General features: G+C 60.3%; 13 protein-coding genes. 12 read left to right on the top strand and 1 reads right to left on the bottom strand.

The features are described from left to right. Positions 1–207: 207 nt before the first annotated feature. From trbB to ACFFWD_RS12610, 11 genes are all read left to right on the top strand, one after another. Positions 208–1,122, top strand: coding sequence for a P-type conjugative transfer ATPase TrbB (gene trbB / locus ACFFWD_RS12660; protein ID WP_376965521.1), 915 nt, complete (start codon positions 208–210; stop codon positions 1,120–1,122). A gap of 1 nt (position 1,123) precedes the next feature. Then, on the top strand, positions 1,124–1,450 hold the full coding sequence (locus tag ACFFWD_RS12655; RefSeq protein ID WP_376965456.1) for a TrbC/VirB2 family type IV secretion system protein: 327 nt from the start codon (positions 1,124–1,126) through the stop codon (positions 1,448–1,450). Further along, positions 1,450–1,713 carry a VirB3 family type IV secretion system protein gene (locus tag ACFFWD_RS12650; protein WP_376965454.1) on the top strand — a complete coding sequence of 88 codons (264 nt, stop codon included), beginning with the start codon at positions 1,450–1,452 and terminating at the stop codon, positions 1,711–1,713. The genes ACFFWD_RS12655 and ACFFWD_RS12650 overlap by 1 nt, the downstream gene beginning before the upstream one ends. Positions 1,714–1,723: 10 nt before the next feature. After that, the gene (trbE, locus tag ACFFWD_RS12645) at positions 1,724–4,165 is read left to right on the top strand and encodes a conjugal transfer protein TrbE (protein WP_376965452.1); all 2,442 of its coding nucleotides are present in this window, start codon (positions 1,724–1,726) and stop codon (positions 4,163–4,165) included. After that, positions 4,162–4,890: a P-type conjugative transfer protein TrbJ gene (gene trbJ, locus ACFFWD_RS12640; RefSeq protein ID WP_376965450.1), complete on the top strand. Its 729-nt coding sequence runs from the start codon at positions 4,162–4,164 to the stop codon at positions 4,888–4,890. The genes trbE and trbJ overlap by 4 nt, the downstream gene beginning before the upstream one ends. Further along, on the top strand, positions 4,890–5,261 hold the full coding sequence (trbK-alt, locus tag ACFFWD_RS12635) for a putative entry exclusion protein TrbK-alt (RefSeq protein WP_376965448.1): 372 nt from the start codon (positions 4,890–4,892) through the stop codon (positions 5,259–5,261). Before trbJ ends, trbK-alt begins: the two co-directional genes overlap by 1 nt. After that, positions 5,258–6,487 (top strand): P-type conjugative transfer protein TrbL, encoded by a 1,230-nt coding sequence (gene trbL / locus ACFFWD_RS12630; protein ID WP_376965446.1) that lies wholly within the window; start codon positions 5,258–5,260, stop codon positions 6,485–6,487. Before trbK-alt ends, trbL begins: the two co-directional genes overlap by 4 nt. 101 nt (positions 6,488–6,588) lie before the next feature. Then, positions 6,589–7,272, top strand: a complete 684-nt coding sequence (gene trbF, locus ACFFWD_RS12625) for a conjugal transfer protein TrbF (RefSeq protein WP_376965444.1) — start codon at positions 6,589–6,591, stop codon at positions 7,270–7,272. Positions 7,273–7,280: 8 nt separating this feature from the next. Continuing rightward, positions 7,281–8,294, top strand: a complete 1,014-nt coding sequence (gene trbG, locus ACFFWD_RS12620) for a P-type conjugative transfer protein TrbG (protein ID WP_376965519.1) — start codon at positions 7,281–7,283, stop codon at positions 8,292–8,294. Then, positions 8,291–9,505: a TraB/TrbI/VirB10 family type IV secretion system protein gene (locus tag ACFFWD_RS12615; protein ID WP_376965442.1), complete on the top strand. Its 1,215-nt coding sequence runs from the start codon at positions 8,291–8,293 to the stop codon at positions 9,503–9,505. The genes trbG and ACFFWD_RS12615 overlap by 4 nt, the downstream gene beginning before the upstream one ends. 4 nt (positions 9,506–9,509) lie before the next feature. Then, complete coding sequence (locus ACFFWD_RS12610) at positions 9,510–9,749, top strand: DUF2274 domain-containing protein (RefSeq protein WP_376965440.1); 240 nt, start codon at positions 9,510–9,512, stop codon at positions 9,747–9,749. Positions 9,750–10,021: 272 nt separating this feature from the next. On the opposite strand, the gene ACFFWD_RS12605 is transcribed toward ACFFWD_RS12610, so the two are convergent. Continuing rightward, positions 10,022–10,951: a TauD/TfdA dioxygenase family protein gene (locus ACFFWD_RS12605; RefSeq protein ID WP_376965438.1), complete on the bottom strand. Its 930-nt coding sequence runs from the start codon at positions 10,949–10,951 to the stop codon at positions 10,022–10,024. Between the two features lie 981 nt (positions 10,952–11,932). Between ACFFWD_RS12605 and ACFFWD_RS12600 the strand changes: the two genes are divergently transcribed. Beyond that, positions 11,933–13,195 carry an aspartate ammonia-lyase gene (locus ACFFWD_RS12600; protein WP_376965436.1) on the top strand — a complete coding sequence of 421 codons (1,263 nt, stop codon included), beginning with the start codon at positions 11,933–11,935 and terminating at the stop codon, positions 13,193–13,195. The last annotated feature ends 33 nt before the right edge of the window (positions 13,196–13,228 follow it).

The following is a 13,228-nucleotide window of genomic DNA, read 5'->3' as shown; positions in this document are numbered from 1 at the left end:
CGACCGAGAAGGCGTCAAATCACCGTTCCCAGTCTTTCTTTTTGTACGCCATCCTACGATCACCGTAAGCGCTTGTTGCCCGAAGTGGATCAGTGGTTTTTTTAATCAACCCCATCTGAGGACGCTCTCTAGACGTCCTCATTCGGTGGGGGGGCGACGGTGGCGGTCTATTCCTTGCAATCGGAGGCGAATTCGCGCGGCGCGCGAATGCTCCGTAGCGCGCTCGGCACCGCGATTGCGGGTTACCTGGAAGATGACGCAATCGTCGAGGTCATGCTCAATCCAGATGGGCGGTTGTGGATTGACCGGCTATCGAGTGGCCTCACTGATACCGGCGAAACATTGTCCGCGGCGGACGGCGAGCGCATTGTTCGCTTGGTGGCGCACCACGTAGGTGCGGAGGTGCACGCTGGCTCGCCACGGGTTTCGGCCGAATTGCCGGGCACCGGTGAGCGGTTCGAGGGCTTGTTACCTCCAGTCGTTGCAGCTCCAGCCTTCGCTATCCGTAAGCCCGCCGTCGCCGTGTTCACTCTCGACGACTATGTCGCCACGGGAACCATGACATCGGATCAGGCCAAAGCCCTGAGGAATGCGGTCGCTGTGCGTAAGAACATCCTCGTCGCCGGCGGTACGTCGACCGGCAAGACGACGTTGACGAACGCGCTTTTGGCCGAGGTAGCCAAGACCTCCGATCGGGTCGTGCTGATCGAAGACACACGCGAACTTCAGTGCAAGGCACCCAACCTTGTGGCGCTGCGGACCAAGGACGGGGTAGCCACCTTGTCTGACCTTGTCCGCTCCTCGCTTCGATTGCGTCCTGACCGCATCCCGATCGGCGAGGTCCGGGGCGCCGAAGCACTCGACCTGCTAAAGGCCTGGGGCACCGGTCACCCCGGTGGCATCGGCACCATCCATGCTGGAACCGCGCTTGGCGCGTTACGGCGGCTCGAGCAGCTCATCCAGGAAGCCGTCATGACGGTCCCGCGCGCCCTGATCGCCGAGACCATCAACCTCGTCGCCGTGCTTGCCGGCCGCGGCGCTGACCGTCGCCTCGCCGAACTCGCCTTCGTGACGGGGCTCGGGACCGCCGGCGATTACAGCCTTTCACCCGAAGGAGACTGACATGCGTCTACAATCTGGCCTTTCTCGAGGAGTGGTTTTCCTGGCCGCTTCCGGCACGGTTCTCGTGACGACGGCGCCCGCCCGGGCTGCTGGTTCGAACATGCCGTGGGAGCAGCCGCTCAATCAGATCCTCCAATCGGTCGAAGGCCCTGTCGCCAAGATCATCGCCGTCATCATCATCGTCGTGACCGGGCTCACGCTCGCGTTCGGGGATTCGTCAGGTGGTTTCCGCAGGCTGATCCAGATCGTGTTTGGTCTGTCGATCGCGTTCGCGGCCTCGAGCTTTTTTCTGTCGTTCTTCTCCTTCGGCGGCGGCGTGGTAATCTGATGGATGACCCGGTCGCAGGTTTTGTCGTGCCCGTTCACCGCGCGCTCACCGAGCCGATCCTCATGGGTGGTGCGCCGCGATCAGTTGCGATCGTCAACGGCACGTTGGCGGCCGCCCTTGGACTTGGCTTGCGGCTGTGGATCGCGGGTTTGGTTCTCTGGTTCATAGGTCACATGGCTGCCGTCTGGGCCGCCAAGCGCGATCCTGCCTTCGTCGATGTGGTGCGCCGACATCTGCGCATTCCCGATCATCTCAACGCGTGAGCTTTCGGTCATGATGAATCTCGCCGAATATCGCCATTCCAATGCTCGTCTTGCGGATTTCCTGCCGTGGGCAGCCCTGGTCGACGAGGGAATCATCCTGAACAAGGATGGCTCGTTCCAACGGACAGCAAAGTTCCGGGGACCTGACCTCGATAGCGCGGTGCCGGCGGAACTCGTCGCCGTCGCAGGTCGCCTGAACAACGCCTTGCGCCGCCTTGGATCCGGCTGGGCAGTCTTCGTTGAGGCGCAGCGCCATTTTGCAGGTGTTTACCCGCCGAACACCTTTCCCGATGTCGCGTCTGCACTGGTCGATGCCGAGCGCAGAGCACAATTCGAGGAGGCGGGCGCTCACTATGAGTCGAGCTATTTCCTGACCCTCCTCTATCTGCCACCGGAGGAGGGAGCCGCCAGGGCAGAGCGACTGCTCTATGAGGGGCGCGATCGGACCGTTGGGGCGGACGCCCGCGAGGTGCTCCGCGGGTTTGTCGATCAAACCAACCGCGTGCTTCAGCTCGTTGAAGGGTTCATGCCGGAATGCGGCTGGCTCGACGATCAGGACACGCTGACCTACCTGCACTCAACGATCTCGACCAAGCGTCATCGCGTTCGAGTTCCCGAAATTCCCATGTACGTCGATGCGCTGTTGGCCGACCAGCCGTTGACCGGCGGGCTCGAGCCGATGTTGGGCTCGGCCAACGTGAGAGTTCTCACGATTGTCGGCTTCCCGGGCACGACGACGCCAGGAATTCTGGATGACTTGAATCGCCTGGCATTTTCGTATCGCTGGTCGACTCGCGCGATCATGCTCGACAAGACCGATGCCACCAAGCTCGTGACCAAGATTCGCCGCCAGTGGTTCGCAAAGAGGAAGTCCATTGGCGCCATTCTCAAGGAGGTCATGACCAACGAGGCGTCGACGCTGCTCGATACCGATGCCCACAACAAGGCGATCGACGCGGACGCGGCTCTGCAGGAACTGGGTTCGGACCAGATCGGACAAGCCCTTGTCACGGCGACAATCACTGTCTGGGACGGCGATCCCGGTGCTGCCGACGAAAAGCTGCGGCTGGTCGAGAAGGTTATTCAGGGCCGCGATTTCACCTGCATGATCGAGACGGTGAACGCCGTCGAAGCCTGGCTCGGTAGCCTGCCGGGACATGTCTATGCCAATGTGCGGCAGCCGCCAGTTTCGACCCTCAACCTCGCCCATATGATTCCGATGTCGGCCGTATGGGCGGGCGAGGCGAGGGATCTGCATTTCAAGGGGCCGCCACTCCTGCTTGGCAAGACCGAGGGATCGACTCCATTCCGATTCTCCCTCCACGTCGGCGACGTCGGCCATACCCTCGTGGTGGGACCGACGGGCGCAGGCAAGTCGGTGCTGCTGGCCCTGATGGCGCTGCAGTTCCGCCGCTATCCGAATTCTCAGGTCTTTGCGTTCGATTTCGGCGGTTCAGTCCGGGCGGCCGCGCTCGCCATGGATGGCGACTGGCACGATGTCGGCGGTGCATTGTCGGACGGGAACGAAAACCCTGTCGCCCTGCAACCATTGGCCTGTATCGACGATCCTTCGGAGCGCGGATGGGCCACCGAATGGATCGGCGCGATCCTGGCACGGGAAAAAATCGAGATCACCCCGGAGGTCAAGGATCATCTGTGGTCGGCGCTGACGTCTCTCGCTTCGGCGCCGGTGCGGGAACGCACCCTGACCGGCCTGTCGGTCCTCCTGCAGTCCAATTCTCTGAAGCGCGCCCTACAACCCTATTGCCTGGGCGGTCCATCCGGGCGGCTGCTCGATGCTGAATTCGAGCGCCTTGGCGAGTCCTCGGTCCAGGCGTTTGAGACCGAAGGGTTGATCGGAACGAGCGCCGCCCCGGCCGTGTTGGCTTATCTCTTTCATCGGATTGGAGACCGTCTCGACGGTCGGCCGACACTCCTTATTGTCGACGAGGGTTGGCTTGCCCTCGACGACGAGGATTTCGCCGGCCAGCTTCGAGAGTGGCTGAAGACGCTTCGAAAGAAGAATGCCTCCGTCATCTTCGCCACCCAATCGCTCTCGGACATCGACGGTTCCACGATCGCGCCGGCGATCATCGAAAGCTGTCCAACGCGGCTGTTGCTGCCGAACGAGCGGGCGATCGAACCACAAATCACCGCGATCTACCGCAGCTTCGGCCTCAATGATCGCCAGATCGAGCTTCTGAGTCGGGCCACGCCCAAGCGCGACTACTACTGCCAATCCCGCCGCGGCAACCGGATGTTCGAACTTGGGCTTGGCGAGGTTGCGCTCGCCTTTACCGCGGCTTCTTCCAAAACCGACCAGGCGGCGATCGAGCAACTGCTTGCGGAACATGGACGTGATGGCTTCGTCCCCGCTTGGCTCCGGCATCGCGACGTCGCCTGGGCCACTGACCTGATCCCGAACCTCGGCAACCTGGAGAGATCGCTATGAGCCGTCTTAGCTCTTTGCTGGTCGCTGGCACCATTGCCCTCACGCTTGGCGTCACAGCGCCTTCGCGGGCGCTGATCGTCTTCGATCCCAACAACTACGTTCAGAACGTCCTGACCGCCGCGCGCGAGCTGCAGCAGATCAGCAACCAGGTCACCTCGTTGCAGAACGAGGCGCAGATGCTGATCAATCAGGCAAGGAATCTCACCAGTCTGCCGTATTCGTCCCTGCAGCAGCTGCAATCCTCGATACAGCGGACCCAGCAATTGCTGGCTCAGGCCCAGCGGATCGCCTACGACGTCCAGCAGATCGATCGCGCGTTCTCGACCAGCTATGCGGCGGTCAGCGGCAGCCAGTCCAACCAGTTGTTGATCGCCAACGCTCAATCGCGGTGGCAGAACTCGGTCGCGGCGCTACAGGATGCGCTCCGGGTCCAGGCCGGCGTCGTCGGCAACCTCGACACCAACCGTACCCAAACGTCGGCGCTCGTGACGTCGAGTCAGGGTGCCAGTGGCTCCCTGCAGGCAACCCAGGCCGGCAATCAGATCCTCGCGCTTCAGGCGCAACAACTCGCCGATCTCACCGCCACGGTGGCGGCACAGGGCAGGGCGCAGAGCCTTGAAGCGGCGCAGCGCGCCTCAGCCCAAGACCAGGGCCGCGAACAGCTCCGACGGTTTCTGACGCCAGGACAGGGCTATCAACCCTCCAACGTGCGGATGTTCCACTGATGACCGACACAGGCCCATTCATGACGCTATCGCTGCTCACGACAGTCGGGATACTGGTCGTCGCAGCCTGCACGATCCAGCTTCGTGGTGGAGAAGAAACGTCTGCGCCGTCAAAGGCGGAGCAGACCACGGACGTCGACGGTTCCGATCTCGCCCGCTGCCGCACCGTCACTTCGGAGGATGCGGCAGGTTATCAGCATTGCCAGAAGGTTTGGGCCGAAAACCGGCGTCGCTTCTTTGGCAGGAAGGACGGTGCTGCCGCGTCTCGCCGTCCCGATCCGACCGCCAGCCTAACGCCCACGCCTAAGGACGAGAGCCGAGTACCGCAAGGGTATCCATCCGTGGCGCTACCTGAAGCGAGCAAGCCATGACCGGTACTGGAGTCATCGACCAGTTCCTGGAGACGTTTACCCGCTACATCGATAATGGCTTCGGGCTTTTAGGTAGCGATGTCGGATACCTCGCAACCACTCTTGCGGCGATCGACATCACGCTCGCCGCGCTGTTCTGGAGCTGGGGGACGGACGAGGACATCATCGCGCGCCTTGTCAAGAAAACGCTCTTCGTCGGCATCTTTGCCTACCTCATCGGCAATTGGAATAACCTCGCACGCATCGTCTTCGAGAGCTTTGCCGGTCTTGGGCTGAAAGCGTCCGGCGCAAGCCTGTCCGCGGGGGATTTCCTGCGACCAGGAAAGATCGCTCAGGTCGGACTCGATGCCGGCCGACCGCTGCTCGACTCGATTTCGAACCTGATGGGCTATATCAGCTTCTTCGAGAATTTCGTCCAGATCGTCGTCCTCTTGTTTGCGTGGGTCGTTGTGTTGCTCGCCTTCTTCATCTTGGCGATCCAGCTCTTCGTCACCCTGATTGAGTTCAAGCTAACGACGCTTGCCGGCTTCGTACTCATTCCTTTCGGTCTGTTTGGAAAGACTGCCTTCGCGGCCGAACGCGTTTTGGGCAATGTCATATCGTCCGGAATCAAGGTCCTGGTCCTTGCCGTCATTGTCGGCATCGGCTCGACCCTGTTCTCGCAGTTCACCGGAGGTTTCGGCGGCGGACAGCCGACCATCGAAGACGCGATGACGCTCGTGCTCGCGGCACTCGCGTTGCTGGGCCTCGGTATCTTCGGTCCCGGGATCGCAAACGGTCTAGTCTCCGGCGGACCGCAACTCGGCGCCGGGGCCGCGATTGGGACGGGGCTAGCTGCTGGCGGCGTTGTTGCGGCGGGCGCAGGTCTTGTCGCTGGTGGTGCTGGCCTTGCCGGTGGAGCGATCGTGGGTGCTGCGCGCGGTGGGAGTGCTGTCTTGAGCGGCGTATCGGCAGCCTATCGAAGCGGCGGGCTTGCCGGCGTCGCTGAAGCCGGTAGCTCGGCCGCCATTAGCCCGTTACGTCGGGCCGCCGCCGCATTCACCAGCAACGGGCAGCCGAATGAACCGGCCGCGCGCGCTTCCGCGGACGGGCAACCTGATTGGGCACGGCGCATGAGACGTGCCGAGACAATTCGGCATGGCGCGTCGGGCGCCGGCCACGCGGTGCGCTCCGGCGATCACGGCGGCAGCGGCTCCTCCGTTGATTTGTCCGAAGGAGAGCGCTGAAACGCCAAGCGTCGCCTTAGCCTCCCGCCACAGGCAGCGACGTCTCAAACCAAGAAGCCGCGAATTCATACCAATCACTCGATCCAAATGGGGCAACATCGATGTTCAAACGACCTTCCGTTCATTACGGGCGCATGCCGGGGCCGGTTACGCCCTATCAAAAGGCGGCACAGGTCTGGGACGAACGCATTGGATCCGCCCGCGTGCAGGCCAAGAACTGGCGCCTGATGGCGTTCGGCTGCCTCATGCTGTCGGCTGGCCTTGCCGGTGGACTCGTTTGGCAATCGGCGCAAGGGTCGATCACGCCCTGGGTGGTCGAAGTCGATCGTCTCGGCCAGGCCCAAAGGGTCGCGCCGGCCAACATTGAATATCAACCCACAGACGCGCAGATCGCCTACCATTTGGCGCATTTTGTCGAAGATGTCAGAGGTCTGCCGGCCGATGGCATCGTGCTGCGCCAGAATTGGCTTCGGGCCTATGATTTTACGACCGATCGCGGCGCGGCCGCGCTCAACGATTTCGCGCGTAACAATGATCCTTTCGCCAAGCTGGGCAAGGCGCAGATCTCCGTCGATGTCTCCAGTGTCATCCGTGCCTCACCCGACAGCTTTCGAGTCGCTTGGATTCAGCGCACCTACGACAACGGCTCATTGAGTTCGACCGCGCGCTGGACTGCGATTCTTACGGTCGTGATAGAGGCGCCGCGCGATGCCGAACGCCTGCGCAAAAATCCTCTTGGCGTCTATGTCCGCGCCATCAACTGGTCGAAGGAGCTGGGTCAGTGACCGAGACGATGCCGAACGCTTATACGAAGCCTTCCAACCCACGGCACAAGCTCAACGCCACATTTGTGACCCCGAAGCGGGTGGTCTTGTCCGCCCTGCTGCTTTGTACGTCGGCCCTCGGAGGTTGCGCGACTTACATTCCGCCGGTGATCAGCTATGACGCTGAAGTGCCGGCGTTGCCAGCGCCTCCAGTACCAGTCGACGACAGACCGCAGCCGCTTCACGTTCCTCCGCTTTGGAAACCAGTTCTTGGCGGCAAGTCGGGAGGCAAGGAAGAGGCCGAGCCTGTAAGCCGGGTTGAGACAGCAAACGGCGCGGCGCGCGTCGAACCGCGCAAGCAGGGATATTTCAACGCCGCGCAGATCTACGCTTACAGCCCAGGTGCGCTCTACCAGGTATATGCCGCTCCCGGACAGATCACGGATATTGCGCTTGAAGAAGGAGAGCAATTGACGGGATCAGGACCAATCGCGGCCGGAGACACGGTGCGCTGGGTCGTGGGCGATACCGAGAGCGGAAGCGGCGACACACGACGCGTCCACATCCTGGTGAAGCCTACGCGGGCTTCGATCGAAACCAACCTTGTCGTCAATACCGACCGGCGCACTTACCTGATCGAGCTCCGCTCCCGCGAGCGGCCCTACATGCCATCCGTTGCCTGGTACTACCCGGAAACCGTCCGCGAACGATCGCGAGCGGCCACGCTAAGACCCGTTCTTCCTGATCCCGCGCGGCGTATTCCTCGTTACGCGATCGAAGGGGACAGCCCGCCGTGGCGGCCGGTTGCCGTATATGACGATGGCCGTAAGGTCTACGTCGAGTTCCCACAAGGGATTGTCCAAGGCGAGATGCCTCCGCTCTTCGTCATCGGCCCCGACGGCAAGACCCAACTCGTCAACTATCGCACGTACGGCAACGTGTTGATTGTGGATCGGCTGTTTGCAGCCGCCGAACTGCGACTTGGGGGTGAGCACCAGCAGAAAGTTAGAATTGTCAGGACTGACGGGAGGCCGTCGTCATGAATACACAGAATGGAAACGATCACGAGCAGGCGGTTCCGCCGCAAACACGGGACGACCCGTCCAGCAGCTTCCGGCTAAGAGCGGTGCATCCGCGCGTGACACGGTTGTCGCGGAAAGTTCTCGCGGGAGGGAGCGCGGTTGCCTTGCTTGTCATCGGCGGAGCTGTGTTGTGGTCGTTGCAGAGCAATCGCTCCCCAAACCACGCGGCCGATGAACTCTATGGCACCGAGCATCACAATGTTGCCGATGGCATTGCGACGCTCCCGAAGGACTACGCGGGAGAGCCACGCCAAGCGATCCCGCAACTCGGTCCGCCGCTCCCGGGAGACCTTGGCCGGCCGATTCTTGCTGCTCAGGGCCAGGCGCCGGCGATTGGTGCGACCGACGCGGAACAGCAGCGCCGGGATCAGGAAAACGAAGCAGCCCGCATCAGCCATTTGTTCGCTTCGACCAATGGGACAGAGGTGCGTCCGCCCGCCGTCACGGCTCAGGCGAGCGATCGCAATGCTCCGTCGATTTCGGCGACGAACAGCGACGAGACGTTAGCGCAGAACGGTCAAGACCGGAAGCTTGCCTTCGTCAACGCATCCGTGGATCGCCGCACGGTAAGCCCCGACCGTGTCGGTAGGCCGGCGTCACCGTATATCGTGCAGGCAGGAACTCTTATTCCGGGAGCCCTGATCACCGGGATTCGATCGGACCTTCCAGGCCAAATCACCGCGCAGGTGACAGAAAACGTTTTTGATTCGCCGACCGGGCGCCTTCTGCTCATCCCCCAAGGAGCGCGCTTGATTGGGGTCTACGACAGCCAGGTCGCGTTCGGCCAGTCTCGCGTCCTGCTGGTTTGGACTCGCCTGATCATGCCGAATGGTCGCTCGATCGTTCTGGGGCGACAGCCAGGCGCGGATGTAGCAGGGTATTCAGGCTGGGAAGATGAAGTCGACAACCATTGGGGCGAGCTATTCAAGGCTGCTGCTCTGTCGACGCTGCTGGCCGTCGGTACCGAGCTTGGTGCGGGCTCCGACACCAACAGCAATGACAGTGCCATCATCCAGGCTTTGCGGCACGGGGCAGGGGACGCGCTGAATCAAACCGGCCAGCAGGTTGTTCGCCGCAGCCTCAATATTCAGCCGACGCTGACCATCCGTCCGGGATTTCCGGTTCGTGTCATTGTCAATCGTGATCTCATTCTTGAACCGTACAGAGGATGACAACATGCCAAAGCTCAAAATAGGAACGCTTCCAGACGACAAGCCGGTCAAAATGAGTGCAGAGCTGCCAGCGGCTGTGCATCGGGATCTCGTTGCATATGCAGAAGCCTTGGCACGCCAAGGTGGTCAGCCAATCGAACCGACCAAGCTTATCGCCCCAATGTTGGCGCGCTTCATGGCCACAGACCGTGAATTTGCCAAGCTGAAGCGTAGAGCTCATGTATCCGTCGCTGACGAAGGATAACGTTCCACAAGAGCTTCAGGAAGCTATCGATCGCCGCTGAGTACATGCACCGTGTCAGCAGGTGGTCATCCAGCCATTCCAAAAGGGCTGTGTTTCGGCTCGGCGAACGCGATTGGTCGGCATTCAAGCTGCGCAACCGCATCGAGCGCTGCTTCAACAGGCTCAAAAACTCCGCCGCTTCGCCACGCGATATGACCGACGGGCAGACTACTTCCTCGCCTTCGTCCACCTCGCCGCAATCTGCATCTGGCTCCGTTGAATGTGGATTCGTCCTAGGCGACCTTCATGGGCGCCTGCTTGGTGGCCTTGAGGCGCGTTACACTGCGGCGGCCGTCGACGCTGACGGGCACGTCACCATCGATGGTCGCACGACGAACGATGCGATGCTGGTCGCCGTAATCATTGACCGCATAATGGTGTGTTACGCGGTTGTCCCAGATCGCAACATCGCCCTCCTTCCAGTTCCAGCGCATGGTGTTTTCCGGCGCCGTGATATGAGATTGGAATAGATCGAACAGCCTCTGGCCGTCATATTTCGGAATGTCAACGAAGCGCTGCACCAAACAGCCGAGCACCAGCGCGCGCTCGCCGGTTTCGGGATGGACGCGCACAATGGGATGCTCGGTCTCATAGATCGTCCTGGTAAAGACCTCATCAAAATGCCTCTTGTCGACCTCGCGGACACGGCCGATTCCAGCATAATCGAAGGCGTTGCTGTGAACGGCCCAGAGCTCGTCGGCAAGCCGTTGCAGCGGCGGCGGTAAGTCGAGATAAGCGGTCGCGGTGTTTGACCAGATCGTATCGCCGCCGAATTTAGGAATTACAACACCCCGCAGCACCAAAATCTTAGGATAAGCATCGAGGAACGTCCCATCGGCGTGCCACACGTCAGCCCGGCCACCGCCGCGGGCGGAATCAAGCTCTAGGATCGACGTCGTTCCCTTGGTGGTACCGAGCGTCGGGTGTGGCACAAGCTTTCCCAAACGAACAGCAAACCGTTCCTGCTCGGTGTCGTCGAGATGACCCTGCTCACGGAAGAAGATCACCTTGTGCTCGAGTAGCAAGCTGTTGATTGCAGCGATCGCCTGGTTCGGCAAATCGCCCGAGAGCTTTATATTTCTGATTTCAGCGCCGATGCGGGCTGCACGTTTGACGACGTCGGTACGCGAAATGACATTATCGATCGAAGCCGTTTCGCTCATGGTGGCGTTTCTCCAAGCTTTGCGTAATCAGCTGCGCCCCGAATGGATGAACGCTAGATTGGGATTGATCGAAATCCGCGGCAATCGGCCCGTTGGTGTGCTTCGAGCGAGACAAAATCGGCCTGCCGCGATTTTTTTGAGTTGAAGCGGTCGTCTAACTACATTGCATCCACGACATCCTTACCTCCGTCAGAAAATAGGCAGAGGACCAGATCCTGAGCCAGAGAGTTCTGCCGCTATCGTTTTGATCTTGGGCTCGTCGGACCAGCTTCTTGATGCCATGTGCCATCGACTTCTTGTCTACGAGGATGTCTGGCCCGTGTCCGGACCTCGATCGAGCTTAGGGAGAACGGCGCCTATAGCAATCGGAGCAGGCTTGCCGTAAACGCGAGTAGCCTCAGTGAAGACATGTTGCTCTCCATCCTGCGATTGCCAATGAGTGTCGTGCTGAAAGCGCGGGCCGTTTCTTAGAAGCCGGGGCACGTGCGTTTGGGAACGAGAGCATTGTCCGGTTTCGTGCGTCTGCATGGTCTCAGACTAGATCGAGCTTGCGGAAGCAATTGCAATGACCATGCCAGTGTTGCTAGCGCGCATTAAGCGCCTGACTACCGTTGAAAAGTACCAACTCTTTTGTACGCGGTGTTTTGAACCTAACACGACATTTGTGCAGTTGTCAGAACACGGACAAGGGTCTGCACTGGGCGGCAGTCCCGAGGTATCGGTCTGGTCAGGGCCGAGTGGTATCTCGGCGGCAGACGTGAGGATTTGACATTCAGCTTATGTGTACAATGTGAGTGAAGGATGGGATGCTGAATGTCGGCATCGTCGGAGTCAACGAGGCAAGGTTCGTTTGCTCGAAAAGACTTTAGGAACTGGCGAGCCTGCCTGGGTGTTTCCGACCGATATGGAACACCTCAAAGCTTGCTCTAACGAGACGATTGGGTTCTCGGTATTCATACATCCCAAGTCGAAGGCTTCGTCATGGGTCAGATACGGATCGAAAAAGACAGTCTCGGCCAAAGAGAGCTGCCTGCGGAGGCGCTCTACGGCATCAATACTCTTCGGGCTTTGGAGAATTTTCCACTAACTGGCCGCACGATAGCGACGCTGCCCGAATTTGTCGCGGCAATGGCGATTGTCAAGGAAGCGGCCGCGCGTGCCAATCGGGACATCGGCGCGCTTTCGGCGGACCGTGCGGAAGCCATCATCAAAGCGTGCCAAGAGATCCGTGCCGGAAAGCACAATGCTCACCTTGTCGTCGACGTGCTCGAAGGGTCGGGTGGCACCTCATGCAACATGAACGTCAACGAGGTGATCGCAAACCTGGCCGCGAGGCTGGTGGGCAAGCCGGTGGGTGACTACGCGTTCGTCCATCCGAATGAGCACGTCAATCTCGGTCAATCGACCAACGACGTGCTTCCGACCGCCATGAAGCTTGCTGTTTTTCGTGTGTCGGGGGGTACTTCCCTTGTCTTGATGCAGTTGGCAGAGGGTTTCGCCGAAAAGAAGAACAAGCATTCTGAAACACTAAGGCTTGGTCGGACCTGTTTGCAGGATGCCGTCCCAATGCTGTTCGGTCAGACCTTCGGGGGGTATCAGGCGGTAATAGATCGCCACGCCAAACATCTGGAGGATCTGCGCCGTCAATTACTGGTCGTTCCACTCGGCGGAACAGCGGTTGGCACAGGACTGAGTTCGAGATCGGGCTACAAAGAGGCGGTCTTCCGCCACCTCTCTGCTCTGGTCGGCGAGGACGTCAAACCAGCGGTCGATGCATTCGACGGAATGCAGAACTTCGACGCTTGCGCTCGCTTGTCCGCAGAACTGCGAAACTCAGCAAACTCCCTCTGGAAGATCGCCAACGACCTCATCGTGCTCTCGTCAGGTCCCGGCGGCGGTGTCGGGGAAATTGTGCTGCCTGCAGTCCAGGCCGGATCTTCGATTATGCCTGGCAAGGTAAATCCCGTTATTCCTATGGCGGTTTGTCAAACTGCATTTGCCATCTGCGGCAATGATACCGCGATCGCAATGGCCTGCCAGCAAGGGCTGCTGGAGATCAATCATTACGATTTACTGGTCTGCGATCGCCTGATCGATTCCGTTACTCTCCTCCAACGTTCGGCGACTATTTTCCTCGAACGGTGCGTGCGCTCACTCACAGTAAACGAAGAACGTTGCTGGCATAATCTGCTGGCGTCGAGTGCGATGGCGACCGCGCTAGTACCCACTTTTCTTGGAACGTGAGTCGTGATTCAAGGTCGGGATGATACCCGAAGC

Source organism: Bradyrhizobium erythrophlei (genome assembly GCF_042430365.1).
Lineage (GTDB): Bacteria > Pseudomonadota > Alphaproteobacteria > Rhizobiales > Xanthobacteraceae > Bradyrhizobium > Bradyrhizobium erythrophlei.
Note: the sequence above shows the minus strand (reverse complement) of the source record. Positions and strands in the feature narration are given on the sequence as shown.